Source organism: Asanoa iriomotensis, from assembly GCF_016862515.1.
GTDB lineage: Bacteria > Actinomycetota > Actinomycetes > Mycobacteriales > Micromonosporaceae > Asanoa > Asanoa iriomotensis.
The window spans coordinates 17,867-34,038 of the sequence record NZ_BONC01000037.1; the positions used below are offsets into that span (position 1 = coordinate 17,867).

Sequence of the window (16,172 nt, forward strand, 5' to 3'; positions counted from 1 at the left end):
TCACTGATGCGACCGGTCACGTTCTTCCGGGCGGGTTCGATCGACGAGGCGGTGGCCGCGGTCAGCGGCCACCCCGACAGCGCGTTCCTGGCCGGCGGCACCACCGAGATCGACCTGTTGCGGCTCAACGTCGTGCAGCCCACGCTGCTCGTCGACGTCAACGACCTGCCGCTGACCTATCTCGAGGACATCGACGACGGCGGTGTACGCATCGGCGCGATGGCCCGGATGAGCGACGTGGCCCGGGCGCAGCGGATCGTGGAGCGGTACCCCGGCATGTCGCAGGCGCTGCTGCTCGGCGCCTCCGAACAGCTGCGCAACATGGCCTCGATGGGCGGCAACATGTGCCAGCGCACGCGGTGCGCGTACTTCCGTGACGGGCAGTCGCCGTGCAACAAGCGCGAGCCCGGCAGCGGCTGCGCGGCGCTGACCGGCGTCAACCGCGGCCATGCCGTCCTCGGCACCTCCGACCACTGCATCGCGAGCCACCCGTCGGACGTGGCGGTCGCGCTGGTCGCGCTGGACGCGGTGATCCGGACGATCGGCCCGGACGGCACCCGGACGATCCCGATCGAGAGCTTCTTCCTGCCGCCGGACGACACCCCGAGCGTCGAGCACCCGCTGGCGCACGGCGAGCTGATCGTCGCGATCGACGTGCCCGCGGTGCCGGTCGCCCGCACGTCGCGCTACGTCAAGCACCGCGACCGCGTCTCGTACGAGTTCGCGCTCGTCTCGGTCTTCTCCGCGATGCGGGTCGACGACGCGGGCAACGTCGCGGAGTTGCGGCTCGCGCTCGGCGGCGTCGGCACGGTGCCGTGGCGGGCGCACCGCGCGGAGGAGGCGCTGATCGGCCGGCCGGCGACGCCGGAGAACTTCGCGGCGGCCGCGGACGCGGAGTTCGCGGACGCGCGGACCACGCCGATGAACGCGTTCAAGGTGACGTTCGCCAAGCGGGCGATCGTCCGCGAGCTGAGCGAGGTGACGTCATGAGTCCGGTGGTCGGCAAGCCGGTGAACCGCGTCGACGGTCCGGACAAGGTCACCGGGGCCGGTCGCTACTGCGGCGAGATCGTGCTGCCCGGACTCGCGTACGGCCTGATCGTCGGCTCGTCGATCGCCAACGGCCGGGTGCTGTCGATCGACGAGACCGCGGCCCGGGCGGCCGGCGGCGTCTACGGCATCATGACGCACCAGAACACGCCCAAGATCGCCAACCAGCCGCACCTGATCCCGTCGCTGGCCGGTCAGCCGGCGCCGGGGGAGAGCTTCTTCCCGATGCAGGACGACGTCGTGCACTACTGGGGCCAGCCGGTGGCGCTCGTGGTCGCGGACTCGTTGGAGGGTGCCGCGCACGCGGCGGCGCTGCTCGACATCACGTACGAGGCCGGCGTGCCGGTGGCCACGATCGAGGACGGCCGGTCGTCCGCGGCCGAGGCGCAGACGCTGTTCGGCGGGCTGATGCCCGCCCGCGACGAGCGCGGTGACGTGCAGGGCGCGCTGGCCAAGGCGGAGGTGACCGTCGACGCGACCTACCACTACGCCGCGAACCACCACAACCCGCTGGAGACCGGCGTGACCACCGCGCAGTGGGACGGTGACCGGCTCACGCTGTGGGACTCCACGATGGGCGTACGCGCCAGCCAGCTCACGGTCGCGACGCTGCTCGGCATCCCGCTGTCCGACGTCCGCGTGATCACCCACTTCGTCGGCGGCGGCTTCGGCTCCAAGGCGATGGTCTGGCCGCACGTGACGCTGGCCGCGATGGCCGCCCGGCACGTGGGGCGACCGGTGCGGCTGACGCTGACCCGGCCGCAGAGCTTCACCTCCAACGGCCACCGCGAGGAGCAGGAGCAGCAGATCCGGCTGGGCGCCGGTCGGGACGGCCGGCTGACCGCGATCCACCACCGCAAGCTCTCGGTCACCTCGCCGTTCGACGACTGGGCCGAGCCGGCGACCGGTGTGTCGACGCAGATCTACGGCTGCGACAACTACCTGGGCGAGCACCACCTGATCCACGGCAACACGCTCACGCCCACGTTCACCCGTGCGCCGGGTGAGTCGCTCGGGTCGTTCTCGTTGGAGACGGCGATGGATCAGCTCGCGTACGAGCTGGGCATGGACCCGATCGAGCTGCGGATCATGAACCACCCGCCCGTCGACAACCACGGCAACGCCTGGTCCAGCGACGGCATGGCCGACTGCCTGCGCCGCGGCGCCGAGCTGTTCGGCTGGTCCGGCCGGGACCCGACGCCGGGCGTACGCGAGGAGGGCAACAACCTGATCGGCACGGGAGTCGCCGGCGCCGGCTACCCGGTCGCGTTCATGATGCCGGTGCAGCACGCCCGGGCCCGGATCTTCAACGACGGCAGCGTTGTCGTGCAGACCAGCGCGCAGGAGTTCGGCATCGGCGTGACCACCTCGATGGCCCAGGTCGGCGCCGACGCGCTCGGCGTGGACCTCGACGTGCTGCGGTTCGAGGCGGGCGACACGGACCTGCCCAACACCACGTCGGCGGTGGGCTCGATGGGCGCGACGATGCAGTCCTCCGCGGTGCACAACGCGGGCACGACCCTGCGCAACGAGCTGATCGCGCACGCCGTCAACGACGACAAGTCGCCGCTGCACCGGCTCTCGCCGAGCTCGGTGCGCGTCGAGGGCGGCCGGATGTCGTCCACTCTGGACCCGTCCATCGGTGAGTCCTATGCGGACCTGCTGACCCGCAACCGCCTGCTGGACCTGGAGGCGCTGGGCAGCTGGACCCCGCCGCCGATCGACACGCCGCACGGCCTGCTCACCTTCGGCGCGCAGTTCGCCGAGGTCGCCGTCGACAAGGACCTGGGGCTCGTGCGGGTGCGCCGGATGACCGGCGTGTTCGCGCCCGGCCGGGTGCTCAACCCCAAGCTGGCCCGCAGCCAGCTGCTCGGCGGGATGCTCTGGGGGCTCAGCCAGGCGTTGCTGGAAGGCAACCAGATCGACCGCCAGTCGGGCCGCTGGGCGCTGAACAACCTGGGTGAGTACCTGGTGCCGGTGCACGCCGACATCCCGGACGTCCAGGTCGAGTTCGTGGAGGTCGAGGACGACGTGGTCGGCCCGCTGGGCGTCAAGGGCGTCGGCGAGGTGGGCCAGGTCGGCGCGGCCGCGGCGATCGCGAACGCCGTCTTCCATGCCACCGGCCGGCGGATGACCGAGCTGCCGATGACCGCGGAGGTTGTGATGAACGGTGGCAGCCCAGGTTGAGGTGAGTGCGACCGCCGCGGCATTGCCGGAGCGGCCGGCCATCAGCACGCCGTCGGCGGAGCTGCAGCCGGCCGTCCGCACCGCACTGGCGCGCAGCGTCGCCCGCCAGCCCTGGCTGGGCCTGGCCGGGCTGCTGCTGGTGCTGCCCGTCGCGGCCGCGCTGGCGTTCGCGCTCGACGGTCCGGCCCGGTCCCTGGTGGTGATCGGTCCGCTGGTCACGTTCGCGCTCGTGCCGACCGCGATCGTGGCGTTCTGGTGGAACGACTGGCCCGGCACCGCGCTCGCGCCACGCTGGCTGTCCGGCTGGCTCAACACCCTGTTCATCGTGGCCGCGGGCGTCGGGCTGACCTTCCTCGGTCAGCTGATAGCCGGCGGGGTGGACCCGCGCGGTGTGTTCGACCCGAACCCGGGGCCGGGGCACCTGCCGACGTTCCCGGCGACGCTGCCGATCGCGGGCACGGCGTTCACCGCGATCCTCCAGTTGACGCTGGTGATGGAGGGGTGGCCGCTGCGCAAGCTGCCCCGGGTGCCGGCGGGGTTGCTGGCCGGCGTGCTGGCCTGGGGCGCGGCGCTGCTCATCTACTACTTCGTCGTGGACGTGGCGCCGCCGGCCTCGACGGGCCTGCACCCGCAGACCGGCCCGATGTCCGGTGCGGCGCTGGGCGCCCTGACGGTGACCATCGGCGCCTGGCAGACCTGGATCTACGTGACCTGGCGGGGCTGGCCGTTCAACCTGGTCAAGCGGCGCTGGCTGCGGCTGCTGCTGGCCAACGCGACGGTGATCGCGGGTGGCTGGGCCACGTACACGCTGATCCATCTGGCGGTCAGCCCGCAGCTGATCATCGCCGGCGCGGCCGCGGTCATCGCCGCGGCGCTGGTGGTGTCGATGCTGTTCGAGAACGCGGTCCGGCCGCACATCACGGCGGTGATGGACAAGTGGTTGTCGGTGACCACGGTGGCGGCGTTGGCGGTGGTGCTCTACGTGGTGCTGACGGCCTACGCGCACACGGTCGACTTCGGGCGGATCGAGCCGAGCGAGTTCGTGGTGCACGGCTGCCTCAACGCGCTCGCGTTCTCCGTGATCACCCACGTCGCGGTCGGCCGCCGCTGGCCGTTCGCCCGCGACCTACCCTGAGATCATGGACTTCGAGGAGTTGATCGCGGCGGCGTTGGCGGTGGTCGCGCCGCGCCGGGTCCAGGGCCGGCTCGTCGGCGACGTCGGCGCCGCGCTGCTGACGGAGGACGGCAACCGCTACGTCGGTGTCTGCATCGACACCGCGTGCGGCACGGGCTTCTGCGCCGAGGCGAGCGCGATCGCCGCGATGGTCACCGCGGGCGAGGAGCGGATCGCCCGGATCGTGGCGGTCTGGCGCGACGAGCGTGACGACCGGATCTACGTGCTGCCACCGTGCGGCCGCTGCCGCGAGTTCATCCGCCAGCTGCACCCGGCCAACCTCGACACCGAGGTGGTGCTGGGCATGAACCGCTGGTCACCGCTGCGCGACCTGCTGCCGGACCACGAGTGGCCGCAGCCGCTCAACTAGCGGGGCGCTCGCGCTTGGGCAGTTTGGCGACGACGGCGTCGTAGGAGGCGTCGATCGCTTCCAGGATCTCGTCGTCGGGGATGCCGGTGCCGACCGTGAGCGTGTTCCAACCGGACCGTCCGATGTAGGCCATCACGCGCGCGGAGTCCGGGTAACGGGCGAGCCATTCGTCGGCCATCTCGCGATTCGCGCCGCACTTGAGCCCGACGGTCGGTGGCGGGCCGGCGCCGAGGAACGCGAAGATCTTGCCACCGACCTTGGCGACCTGGTCGCCCTCCCACGGCTCGTCCGGCCACGCACCCGGCTTGGCCAGGCAGTACTCGACGAGGTCGGCCAGGGTCATGCGGTCACCATAACCCGCTCGGGGCAGGTCAGCGGCTCACCGCGGTCGCGCGCTCCACGCGGGACAGCTTCTCCGGGTTGCGGACGGCGTACAGGCCGGTGATGAGGCCGTCGTCCAGCCGCATCGCCACGATCCCGTCGAGCTCGCCGTCGAGGCGGAAGATCAAGGCCGGACCGCCGTTGATCTGGGCCAGCTCGACCTGCGCCGCGCCGCCGAGCCTGCGCAGCCCGTGCCCGAGCAGTCGGGCGACGTTGTCCGCACCGACAACGGGGTGTGCCGCCGCCTGCCTGATCCCGCCGCCGTCACCGAGCAGGACGACGTCCGGCGCGAGCTGGTCGAGCAGGCCCTGCAGATCGCCGGTCTCGACCGCCCGGCGGAAGGCCTCGAGGGCGCGGCCGGTGTCGGCGGGGGAGGCCACACCGCGTGGGCGACGGGCGGTCACGTGTGACCGGGCCCGGTGTGCGACCTGACGCACCGCCGCCGGTGTCTTGTCGACGGCCTCGGCGATCTCGTCGTAGTCCAGGTCGAACACCTCGCGGAGCACGAACACCGCCCGCTCGGTCGGGGTCAGGGTCTCTAGGATCAGCAGCATCGCCATGGAGACGCTCTCGGCCAACTCGACGTCGTCGGCCACGTCGGGCGCGGTCAGCAGAGGTTCGGGCAACCAGGTGCCGACGTAGGTCTCCTTGCGCCGGCGGAGCGCGCGCAGCCGGCTCAGTGCCTGGCGGGTCGTCATCCGGACCAGGTACGCACGCCGGTCCCGCACGGTGTCCAGCTCCACGGTCGTCCAGCGCAACCAGGTCTCCTGCAGGACGTCCTCGGCGTCGGTGGCCGAGCCGAGCAGTTCGTAGGCGACGGTGAACAGCAGGTTGCGGTGGGCGAGGAACGTTTCGGTGGCGGAGTCCATGCACAACCGACGCCGGCCGCCGCCGCATTGTGACGGTGTCGCTCGCCACAGCCCCTGGCCGTCACGGGGATCCGGTCGACGGCATCTCGTGTTCGTCACCGCACGAGACAGGAGTGGTCATGGAACCCCGTATCAACCTCTTCGAGACCCCGACCGGCGCGAAGGTCGCCAAGCGGTTCTACAACACCGCGCTCGCCCTCGACGGGTCGACGCTGCCGAAGGCCGTCCGGCATCTGGTCGAGCTGCGGGTCAGCCAGATCAACGGCTGCGGTCTCTGCGTCGACATGCACGCCAAGGACGCCGCGGCCGACGGCGAGACCGCGGTCCGGCTGGCTCTGGTGGCGGCCTGGCGCGAGACCACCGTGTACACCGCGGCCGAGCGGGCGGCGTTGGAGCTGGCCGAGGAGGCCACCCGGCTCGCGGACGCACACGGGGGTGTCTCCGACGAGACCTGGGCGGCGTTGTGCGCGCACTTCGACGACGACCAGGTCGCGACGCTGCTCTGCGTGGTCAGCATGGTCAACGCGGCCAACCGGATGAACGTGATCGCCCGCGTCCAGGGTGGTTCGTACGAACCGGGCATGCTCGCCTCGCTCCAGCTCTGACCGGTTGGGTGTCGCGGCGCCGACGGTCGACGGACCGTGGTCGCCGCGACACCCGCTGCTGGGTTTGTGTCGCAATCGGAAACGTATTCGTAACGGCTCTTGACCTTCGCGCTGATCGCGGCGCAGACTCCCGAAAACGTTTACAGCATTCGGGTGGAGGTCCAGGGCGTGGGTCGTAAACGTTTACAGGAGCCAGCCGACGGGCGACCGACGGTGCACACCGTCGCCGCGCGCGCCGGTGTCTCCATCGCGTCCGCGTCCCGGGTGCTCAACGGGGTCGGCGGCAGCCCCGAGACCGTCCGCAAGGTGCGTGCCGCCGCGGCCGAGGTCGGCTACGTGCCCAACGCGATCGCCCGGTCGCTCCAGTCCCAACGCACCGGGTTGGTCGCGCTCGCCGTCGAGGACATCGGCAACCCGGTCTACGTCGAGATGATGCGCGCGATCGAAGCCGTGGTCGCGGGATCGGGCCGGCAACTGCTCGTGCACGCCACCGGCGGGCGGATCGACAACGAGACCGCGCTGCTGCGCCGGCTCGCCCACCGCTACGTGGACGGGATGATCATCTCGCCGATCCGCGTCACCGCCGACCACCTGGCCGCCGTCACGGACAGCCCGGTGCCGGTGGTGGTCGTCGGTCAGCTCGCCGAGGACGCGCCGGTCGACAACGTCCGCACCGACTCGCGGACCGGCATCGCGCTGGCCGTCGACCATCTCGTGGCCACCGGCCGGCGCCGGATCGGCTTCGTCAACGGCCCGCTCGACACGGTGCCGGGCGCCGCCCGTGACGCCGGCTTCCGGGCCGCGCTGGCCCGGCACGGCATCACGCTCGACGAGAACCTGGTCGAGATCGGCGACTTCCAGTACGCCGCGGGCCGCGCCGCCACCGAACGGCTGCTCGCCCGGGCCGCACCCGACGCCCTGGTCTGCGCCAACGACCTGATCGCGGTCGGCGCGCTGCACACGCTGCTGGCGCACGGTCGGCGCGTGCCGACCGACGTGGCACTGGTCGGCATGGACGACACCGAGCTCGCCCGGATGATGTTTCCCCAGCTCTCCAGCGTCTCGCTCGGCTCGGCCGAACGTGGTCGCCGCGCCGCCGAACTGCTGCTGCAGCGCATCGACGACCCGAGCCTGCCCCCGCGCCGCGCGCAGGTCGCACCCAACCTCGTGGTCCGCGCCTCCAGCGAGGTGCCGACATGACCCGCCGCTCCGACCGCACCACGATCTACCTGCTCCTGCTGCCGTCCCTGCTGCCGGTGCTCGTGCTCTCGGTGTTCCCGCTGCTGCGGGGCATCTACCTCGGCTTCACCGACGCCCGCGCGGGGCGCAACGTCGAGGCCAACTTCACGGGGCTCGACAACTACAAGGAACTGCTGACCGACGACCTGTTCTGGAACTCGTTCAAGATTGGTCTGCTGTGGGCGTTCGGCGTGACCGTGCTCCAGTTCGTGCTCGCCCTCGGGCTCGCGCTGCTGCTCAACCAGCAGCTCCGGTTCCGCGGGGTGGCCCGGGTGCTGGCGGTCGTGCCGTGGGCGATGCCGCCGGTTGTCGTCGGCATCCTCTGGAAGCTCGTCTACCACCCGGACGCGGGTCTGCTCAACGAGTTCTTCTACCGGATCGGCGCCGACGGCCTGCGGGCGAACTGGCTCGGCGACTTCAGCACCGCGCTGCCCGCCGTGATCATCGTCGGTGTCTGGGCGGGCATGCCGCAGACGACCGTCGTGCTGCTCGCCGGCCTGCAGGGCGTCGCCCGCGAGTTGCACGAGGCGGCGGCGGTCGACGGAGCCAGCACCTGGCACCGGTTCCGGCACGTCACGCTGCCGGCGCTGATGCCGGTGATCGTGGCGATCACCTCGCTGGACTTCATCTGGAACTTCAACTCGTTCGGGCTGGTCTACGTGCTGACCGCGGGCGGCCCGGGCGGCAAGACGATGTTGCCGATGCTCTTCGCGTACGAGGAGGCGTTCCGCTACGGCAACTACGGGTACGCCGCCGCCCTCGGCAACGTGATGGTCGTGATCATCGTGGCGCTGCTCGCCGTCTATCTCCGTCGCCGGCTGCGGGAGGCGAACTGACATGCTGGGCAAACCGAGCCGCACCGGTCGGGTGCTGCAATACCTGGCCCTCGCCGGCTACCTGATCTTCCTCGGGTTCCCGCTCGTCTGGCTGCTGTCGACGGCCTTCAAGCCGCCGCGCGAGCTGGTCCAGCTGCACCCCTCGCTGATTCCCAGCAGCCCGACGCTGCAGAACTTCGTGCAGGCGTTCACCGAGCAGGAGCTCGGCCGGGCGGCGTGGAACAGCCTCCAGGTCTCGCTGGCCTCGGCGGTGCTGACCGTGCTGGTCGCCATGCCCGCGTCGTACGCGCTGGCCCGCTTCAAATCCAAGCTCGGGACCGTCGCGCTCGGCTGGGTGCTGCTCTCGCAGCTCTTCCCGTTCGTCCTGCTGATCATCCCGATCTTCCTGGTGCTGCGGCAGGCCGGCCTGGCCAACTCGCACGCCGGCCTGGTGCTGATCTACGTGGTCTGGGCGCTGCCGTTCGCGCTCTGGATGCTGCAGGGCTTCGTCCGCAACATCCCGCGCGAGCTGGAGGAGGCGGCGTCGGTCGACGGCGCCGGCCGCCTGCAGGTGCTGCGCCGCGTCGTCTTCCCGCTGCTGGCACCGGGCCTGGTGGCGACCGCGCTGTTCTCCTTCATCTCCGCCTGGAACGAGTTCTTCTTCGCCCTGGTGCTGATCAAGACCCCGGAGCTGCAGACGCTGCCCGTCGCGCTGGCCCGGTTCGTCGGCATCGAGGGCACCGCCCGCCTCGGGCCGCTGGCGGCGGGTTCGCTGCTCGCCACGCTGCCGAGCCTGATCTTTTTCGCCTTCATGCAACGCCGCCTGTCGTCCGGGTCGCTCGCCGGCGCGGTCAAAGGCTGACCACCCTCACCAAGGAGGTACACCCCTGATGATCCCCAGAAGGTTCCGTCGACTGGCCGCGGCCGCCGCGGTCGCCGTCGTCGGCCTCGGCGCGCTCGCCGCCTGCGGCGACGGCGGCGAGTCCGAGGCCACGGCCGGCCCGGTCAAGCTGCGCTTCCTCAGCCTGGCCTGGCAGAAGGAGTCGCTGCAGGCCAACAAGGACCTAGTGGCCAAGTGGAACTCCGAGCACCCCGACATCCAGGTCGAGTACGTCCAGGGTGACTGGAACTCGGTGCACGACCAGTTGCTGACCTCGTTCGAGGGCGGCGACGCCCCCGACATCGTCCACTACGAGGCCTCGGCGATCGGCGAGTTCAGCAAGCAGGGCTACCTGGCCGACCTCTCCGGCCTGATCCCCGCCGACCTCAAGGGCCAGATCGACCAGGGCGTCTGGGACACGGCCACGTTCGACGGCAAGGTCACCGGCGTGCCGTTCCTGCTCGAGTCGCAGGTCGTCATCGCCAACAAGAAGCTGCTCGACGCGGCCGGCGTCACGGTGCCCGCGGCCGACGGCGGCTGGACCTGGGACGAGTTCCAGGCCAACGCGCAGAAGCTGACCAAGCCCGGCCAGTTCGGCGTCGCCTGGGCGCTCAAGTCGCCGACCAACCGGGTGCTGAACCTGGCACTCAACTACGACGGCAAGTTCTTCTACACCGACGGCGGCAAGACCGAGGTCAAGATCGGTGACGCGGAGAAGGAGGTGCCGAAGCGGATCCACGACATGATCTACACGGCGAAGACCGCGTCGCCCGAGGCACTCGGCATGAGCGGCGCCGACACGCTGCCGGGCTTCTTCGGCGGCAAGTACGCGATGCTGCCCGGCTCGGTCTCCCTGCGCCAGCAGATGGTCGAGCAGGCGCCGGCCGGGTTCGAGTGGGTCACGCTGCCGCCGGTGAAGGGCCTGTCGAGCAAGCAGGCGGCCAACCCGCAGACGCTGTCGATCTCCGAGGACTCCAAGCACAAGGAGCAGGCCGCCCAGTTCCTGGCCTACTTCCTCAACCCGACCAACATGGCCGCGCTGGCCAAGGGTGACTGGCTGGTGCCGACCGGCAAGCAGGCCAACGAGGAGCTGGTCAAGCTCACCAAGGGCGAGCAGGGCTGGGACGTGGCCGCGGACAGCGCCGCGGACCTGACCGTCGCACCGTTCCAGATGGCCGACGGCTACCCGGAGTGGAAGACCAAGTACGCCACACCGGCCCTCCAGCAGTACTTCGCCAACAAGATCACCTTGGACCAGCTCGCGAGCCAGCTGGTCGACGGTGGCAAGCAGGTTCTGAGGTAACAATGTCACTCTTGCTCGACACATCGGTCGGTGCTCTGGTCGGTGCCGCGGTCGGTGACGCCCTCGGCGGCGCCACCGAGACGGCCCTGCCGGAGCAGATCCGAGCCCGGTTCGGTGGCTGGGTCGAGGGCATCGTGCCCCCGTACCACGCCGACTGGGCCACCGCGCGGCCATTGGCGCCGTACCACAAGGGCGACGGGCACATCACCGACGACACGTTGATGACCCATGCCCTGGTGCGCGCGTACGCGGCCAAACGGGACCACCTCGACGCGTTCGACGTGGCGGAGCTGCTGGTCCCCGATCTGATCGAGCGGGTGGTGCACATCCCCGACCTGGAGCGGGACGGGGTGACCTTCCACCGGCTCGCGGCCGCCGAGCGGTGGCTGGTCACCCGCCTGCACCACGCACACGCGGACCCGCGCGAGGCCGGGGTCGGCAACATCGTCAACTGTGGCGCGGCCATGTACATGGCACCGGTCGGCATCGTCAACGCGGGCGACCCGGCCGGGGCGCACGCCGAGGCGATCGAGCTGACCGGTGCGCACCAGCACAGCTACGGCCGGGAGGCCGCGGCGGTGTTCGCCGCCGCGGTCGCCGCGGCCGCCACCCCGGGCGCGGGCGTCGAGGACGTCGTCGCGGCGGCGCTCGACCTGGCCCGCGACGGCACGCGTGCGGCCGTCGACGCGGTGGTCAAGGAGGCCCGGGGGCACGACGACTGGCGCGCCGCGATCCCCGCGTTGCGGGCCGCGGTCGCGCCGTTCGACACGGTGGGCGAGGACTACCGCAACCCCGGCCTCGGCGCCCGCCGGCCGAGCCGGTTGCACGCGATCGAGGAGCTGCCGGTCGCGATCGGCATGCTCGTGGTGGCCGGGGGCGAGTTCCGCCCGGCGGTGCTCGGCGCGGTCAACTATGGGCGGGACGCGGACTCCACCGCGACCATGGCCGGTGCGATCGCGGGAGCCCTCGGCGGGGCTGATGCCGTGCCCGCGGATTGGTCCTCGGCGGTCGCCACCGCGTCGAAGACCGACCTCGTGGCGCCGGCGGCGGAGCTGGCGCGGGTGGCCACCGAGATCTTCGAACGGGACCAGGCCCGGTTCGCGCGGCGGGCCGAGCGGTTCGCGGAGCTTTCCCGTTGAGGATCACCTGGGTGCAGCCCGAGGACCTGCTGCCGCACGAGTTCGCCGCCAGTCGCGACGAGGGGCGCGATGTGTCGGCGCTCGAGCGGCGGTGGACGGCGGCGGGTGGCTCGTTGGCGGCACCGGTGACCGGAGCGTCGCCCGAGCCGGCGCCGCCGGCCCTGCGAGCCCTGGCGGTGGAGCTGCTCGACGCCGCCGACGCGCTGCCCGCCGCCGCCGAAGCCGACGACCTGGCGGGGTTGCCGGAGAGATGGTCCCTGCCCGTCTCCGTCACCCACGACCGGCTGCACGGCGCCTGGCTGGGGCGGGCCGTCGGCTGCCTGCTCGGCAAGCCGGTGGAGAAGATCCCGCGCGACGGCATCCGCGAGATCCTCACCGCGACCGGTCGCTGGCCGTTGCGGGACTGGTTCACCGCCAAGGGACTGCCGGACGAGGTCGCCGCGCGCTGGCCGTGGAACCGGCGCAGCGCGCCGACCAGCCTCGCCGAGAACATCGCCGGCATGCCCGAGGACGACGACCTCAACTACGCGCTGCTCGCGCTGCGGGTGCTGGAGACGCACGGGCGCGGGTTCACCAGCGACGACGTGGCGCAGGCGTGGCTGGACTGGCTGCCCGGCGGCCGGGTCTTCACCGCCGAACGGGTGGCGTACCGCAACCTGCTCCTCGGCTACGCGCCACCGGAGAGTGCCCGGCGGCACAACCCGTTCCGGGAGTGGATCGGGGCGCAGATCCGGACCGACGTGTACGGCTGGGTCAACCCCGGCCGGCCCGACCGCGCCGCCGAGCTGGCCCGGCGGGACGCCGTCGTCAGCCACGTCGGCGCCGGGGTGCACGGCGCCATGTGGGCGGCCGCCCTGGCCGCCGCCGCACCGGTCGCGTCCGATGTGGACCAGGTGCTCGACGCGGCGGAGGCGGTGCTGCCGCCGGCCAGCCGGTTCGCTCGCACCGTGCGCGACGCACGGGCGCTCGGCACAGGCGCCGGCGACTGGGAGCGCGTCGTGGACGAGCTCTGCGCCCGCCACGGTCACCTGCACTGGGTGCACGTGCGCAACAACGCCGCCCTGGTGGCCGCCGCCCTCGCCTACGGCCGGGGTGACTTCGAACGGTCGATCTGTGCCGTGGTCAGCGGCGGCTGGGACACGGACTCGACCGGCGCCACCGTCGGCGCGGTCACCGGTGCCCTGACCGGCGCCGAGGCCCTGCCCGAGCGCTGGGTCGTCCCGCTGCACAACCGGCTGGCCAGCAGCATCGCCGGTTTCGACGGCATCGGCTTCGACGAACTGGCCGCGCGCACCCGGAGGTTGGCCGCATGAGCGTCGTCGTGGTGGGCAGCACCAACCTGGACCTGGTCGTGACCACGCCGCGGCTGCCGCGGCCCGGCGAGACGGTCCTCGGCGAGAACTTCCGCACCGTCCCCGGCGGCAAGGGCGCCAACCAGGCCGTCGCCGCGGCGCGGGCCGGGGCGGCGGTCGAGTTCGTCGGCGCCGTCGGCTCCGACGAGTTCGCGCCTGTGCTGCGGGACAGCCTGGCCGGCGCGGGGGTCGGTGTGCGCGGACTGCGCACCGTGGCCGGCCCGTCCGGCGTGGCGCTGATCGCCGTCGACGGCGCGGCCGAGAACTTCATCGTCGTCGCGCCGGGCGCGAACGGTGCCCTGACCGACCTGCACGCCGACGACCGGGCCGCCATCGCCGCCGCGGACGTGCTGCTGCTCCAGCTCGAGGTGCCGCTGCCCACCGTGGTCGCCGCGGCCGGCGCGGCCCGGGCCGCTGGCACCACCGTGGTCCTCAACGCCGCACCGGCCGCGACGCTGCCGGGCGAGCTGTTGGACCTGGTCGACCTGCTGGTCGTCAACGAGCACGAGGCGACGGTGGTCGCCGGGGTCGACGACGGCCAGCCCCTCGACGCGCTGCTGAAGCTCGTGCCCCGGGTGGTGCTCACGCTGGGCGCCCGCGGCGCGGCCTACGCCGACCGTGATGGCCTGAGGCTCAGGGTTCCCGCCCCGCGGATCGAGGCGGTGGACACCACGGCGGCCGGCGACGCGTTCACCGGCGCGCTGGCGGTCGGCTGGGCCGAGCGCGGCGGCGCCGACGTCGAGTCAATCCTGCGCTGGGCGTGTGCCGCCGGCGCCGCCTGCGCACAGCGCCCCGGCGCCTCCTCCGCGCTGCCCGACCGGGCCGCCATCGACGCCCTGCACGACGCGACCTACCGAGGAACACCGTGAGCTTCAACCCGTACGTCCCGCGCCCGATCGACCTGCCCACGGACGTGTCGCTGTCCCAGCACGCCGCGCTGACCGACCTGGACGAGGCGAAGATCTTCGCCGCGCCGGACGACCCGGCCGACTGGCCCGCCTGGCGTGCCCGGCTGGCGGCGTGGCGGGCCGACGCGCAGGCCCGGCTCGGCTACACCGGGTCGCACTACGACGAGATCGCCGGCGACTGCTTCACGGTGTGCCTGGCCTGGCTCTGGGACGAGACGCTCTACGACCACGACCGGGGCGTGTTCACCGTCGACGCGTTCCTCGACGCGGCCGGGCGGGACTTCGGCGGGTTCGACGGGGTGGTGCTCTGGCACGCGTACCCGGTGATCGGTCTCGACGACCGCAACCAGTTCGACTGGTACCGCGACGTGCCCGAGCTGTCCGAGGTGGTCCGGGCGTTCCAGGACCGCGGTGTGCGGGTGTTCGTCGACTACAACCCGTGGGACACCGGCACCCGCCGCGAACCGGGCAGCGATGCCGAGGAGGTCGCCGCGCTGGCCGGCAGGCTCGGCGTCGACGGCGTCTTCCTGGACACCCTCAAGGAGGGCGCCGGCCCGCTGCGGGCCGCGCTCGACGAGGTGCGGCCCGGCCTGGTGCTGGAGGGGGAGAGCCGGGTGCCGCTGGCCCGGATCGAGGACCACGCGATGTCGTGGGCGCAGTGGTTCGCCGACTCGGCCGTGCCCGGGGTGCTGCGGGCGAAGTGGTTCGAGCGCCGGCACATGCTGCACCACACCCGTCGCTGGCACCGTGATCACCTCGACGAGCTGCACTCCGCCTGGCTCAACGGCGTCGGCGTGCTGGTCTGGGAGAGCGTGTTCGGCGTCTGGGTCGGCTGGAACGAGCGGGACCGCGCGGTGCTGCGGGCGATGCGCCGCGTGCAGACCAGCCACGCGGCCTGGTTGCGGTCCGCGGACTGGGTGCCGCTGGCCGACCATCCCGGCACCGGCCAGGTGTACGCGTCGCGCTGGACGCACGACGACACTCCGCTGTGGACGGTGGTGAACCGGGGCGGCGACCACGACGGGCCGTGGCTGGTGACCACGCGCCACGGCCGGTTCGTCGACCTGGTCACCGGCGCCGCGCTGACGGTCACCGACCTGGGCGACGGCCGGGTCACCGTGGGCGGGCCGTTGCCGGCCGGTGCGATCGCAGCCGTGGCGGTCACCGAGGCGGAGGTCGAGCGACACGAGCCGCCGACCGGCGACCCGTCGTTCCCGGCGCGGGCCGCGGTGCGCACGCGCACCCCGTGGGCGCCATTGGCGGAGGTTCCGGCGGGGCTGGTCGCGGTGGCCGGCGGCACGCACGACCTGGTCGTCCGGCACCGGGTCCGGGAGACCGGGCTCTATGGCGAGACGCCGTACGTCGACGAGTGGAAGCCGCTGCCGCCCCGCCTGCACCACACCGCGACGCTGCGGCGCAGTGTGCGGCTCGGCCGGTTCGCGATCGCCACGCACGAGGTGACCCACGGCGAGTACGCCGAGTTCCGCCGCGCCACCGGTTACCGGCCGGTGCGGGCGGAGCGGTTCACCGCCGGACAGGGGCCGGCCGACGCGCCGGTCACGGGGGTGGACCTCGCCGACGCCCGGGCCTACGCGGCCTGGGCCGGGCTGCGGCTGCCGACCGAGGACGAGTGGCAGGTCGCCGCCTCGGCGGGGCTGCTGGTTCGCCGGGAGCCGCTGGTGTGGAACCTGACCGAGAGCGAGCACACGGACGGGCGTACCCGCTTCGTGATCCTCAAGGGCGGCTCCGCGTACCAGGCGCAGGGTTCCGACTGGTATTTCGACGGCGGACCGCAACCGGCCGACGTCTCGGTGAAGCTGCTGCTCACCGGCGCTGGACTTACCCGCTCCGACCAGGTCGGCTTCCGCTGCGCGGCCGACCTCCCAACCCCCGAGGAGTGA

At 72.3% G+C, this 16,172-nt stretch carries 15 protein-coding genes; 13 read left to right on the forward strand and 2 right to left on the reverse strand.

The window, feature by feature from the left end:
• Positions 1-6 precede the first annotated feature (6 nt).
• From Air01nite_RS24450 to Air01nite_RS24465, 4 genes are read left to right on the forward strand one after another with little or no spacing between them, the layout of a single operon-like run.
• Complete coding sequence (locus Air01nite_RS24450) at positions 7-990, forward strand: FAD binding domain-containing protein (protein ID WP_203705526.1); 984 nt, start codon at positions 7-9, stop codon at positions 988-990.
• Positions 987-3,236 (forward strand): xanthine dehydrogenase family protein molybdopterin-binding subunit, encoded by a 2,250-nt coding sequence (locus tag Air01nite_RS24455; protein ID WP_203705527.1) that lies wholly within the window; start codon positions 987-989, stop codon positions 3,234-3,236. The genes Air01nite_RS24450 and Air01nite_RS24455 overlap by 4 nt, the downstream gene beginning before the upstream one ends.
• A complete protein-coding gene (locus tag Air01nite_RS24460) occupies positions 3,220-4,371 on the forward strand; it encodes a hypothetical protein (protein WP_203705528.1) in 1,152 nt (383 codons plus the stop codon). The genes Air01nite_RS24455 and Air01nite_RS24460 overlap by 17 nt, the downstream gene beginning before the upstream one ends.
• Positions 4,372-4,375: 4 nt before the next feature.
• A complete protein-coding gene (locus Air01nite_RS24465; protein ID WP_203705529.1) occupies positions 4,376-4,780 on the forward strand; it encodes a cytidine deaminase family protein in 405 nt (134 codons plus the stop codon).
• Here the strand turns inward: Air01nite_RS24465 and Air01nite_RS24470 are convergent.
• Positions 4,773-5,123, reverse strand: a complete 351-nt coding sequence (locus tag Air01nite_RS24470; RefSeq protein ID WP_203705531.1) for an MmcQ/YjbR family DNA-binding protein — start codon at positions 5,121-5,123, stop codon at positions 4,773-4,775. The two genes, Air01nite_RS24465 and Air01nite_RS24470, sit on opposite strands and share 8 nt — an antisense overlap.
• A 28-nt stretch (positions 5,124-5,151) precedes the next feature.
• Positions 5,152-6,030: an RNA polymerase sigma-70 factor gene (locus Air01nite_RS24475; RefSeq protein ID WP_203705532.1), complete on the reverse strand. Its 879-nt coding sequence runs from the start codon at positions 6,028-6,030 to the stop codon at positions 5,152-5,154.
• A gap of 119 nt (positions 6,031-6,149) precedes the next feature.
• Here Air01nite_RS24475 and Air01nite_RS24480 point away from each other — a divergent pair, with 119 nt between their 5' ends.
• The 9 genes from Air01nite_RS24480 to Air01nite_RS41255 all read left to right on the forward strand — a co-directional run bounded on the left by Air01nite_RS24480 (position 6,150) and on the right by Air01nite_RS41255 (position 16,172).
• The gene (locus Air01nite_RS24480; RefSeq protein ID WP_203705533.1) at positions 6,150-6,635 is read left to right on the forward strand and encodes a carboxymuconolactone decarboxylase family protein; all 486 of its coding nucleotides are present in this window, start codon (positions 6,150-6,152) and stop codon (positions 6,633-6,635) included.
• Positions 6,636-6,803: 168 nt separating this feature from the next.
• On the forward strand, positions 6,804-7,835 hold the full coding sequence (locus Air01nite_RS24485) for a LacI family DNA-binding transcriptional regulator (RefSeq protein WP_239090938.1): 1,032 nt from the start codon (positions 6,804-6,806) through the stop codon (positions 7,833-7,835).
• Positions 7,832-8,710 (forward strand): carbohydrate ABC transporter permease, encoded by an 879-nt coding sequence (locus Air01nite_RS24490; protein ID WP_203705534.1) that lies wholly within the window; start codon positions 7,832-7,834, stop codon positions 8,708-8,710. Before Air01nite_RS24485 ends, Air01nite_RS24490 begins: the two co-directional genes overlap by 4 nt.
• Before the next feature lies 1 nt (position 8,711).
• Complete coding sequence (locus Air01nite_RS24495; protein ID WP_203705535.1) at positions 8,712-9,551, forward strand: carbohydrate ABC transporter permease; 840 nt, start codon at positions 8,712-8,714, stop codon at positions 9,549-9,551.
• Positions 9,552-9,579: 28 nt separating this feature from the next.
• Positions 9,580-10,872, forward strand: a complete 1,293-nt coding sequence (locus Air01nite_RS24500) for an ABC transporter substrate-binding protein (protein ID WP_203705536.1) — start codon at positions 9,580-9,582, stop codon at positions 10,870-10,872.
• Positions 10,873-10,874: 2 nt separating this feature from the next.
• A complete protein-coding gene (locus Air01nite_RS24505) occupies positions 10,875-12,011 on the forward strand; it encodes an ADP-ribosylglycohydrolase family protein (protein ID WP_203705537.1) in 1,137 nt (378 codons plus the stop codon).
• A complete protein-coding gene (locus Air01nite_RS24510; RefSeq protein ID WP_203705538.1) occupies positions 12,008-13,324 on the forward strand; it encodes an ADP-ribosylglycohydrolase family protein in 1,317 nt (438 codons plus the stop codon). The genes Air01nite_RS24505 and Air01nite_RS24510 overlap by 4 nt, the downstream gene beginning before the upstream one ends.
• Positions 13,321-14,232 (forward strand): ribokinase, encoded by a 912-nt coding sequence (locus tag Air01nite_RS24515; RefSeq protein ID WP_203705540.1) that lies wholly within the window; start codon positions 13,321-13,323, stop codon positions 14,230-14,232. Before Air01nite_RS24510 ends, Air01nite_RS24515 begins: the two co-directional genes overlap by 4 nt.
• Positions 14,229-16,172: an SUMF1/EgtB/PvdO family nonheme iron enzyme gene (locus Air01nite_RS41255; RefSeq protein ID WP_239090939.1), complete on the forward strand. Its 1,944-nt coding sequence runs from the start codon at positions 14,229-14,231 to the stop codon at positions 16,170-16,172. The genes Air01nite_RS24515 and Air01nite_RS41255 overlap by 4 nt, the downstream gene beginning before the upstream one ends.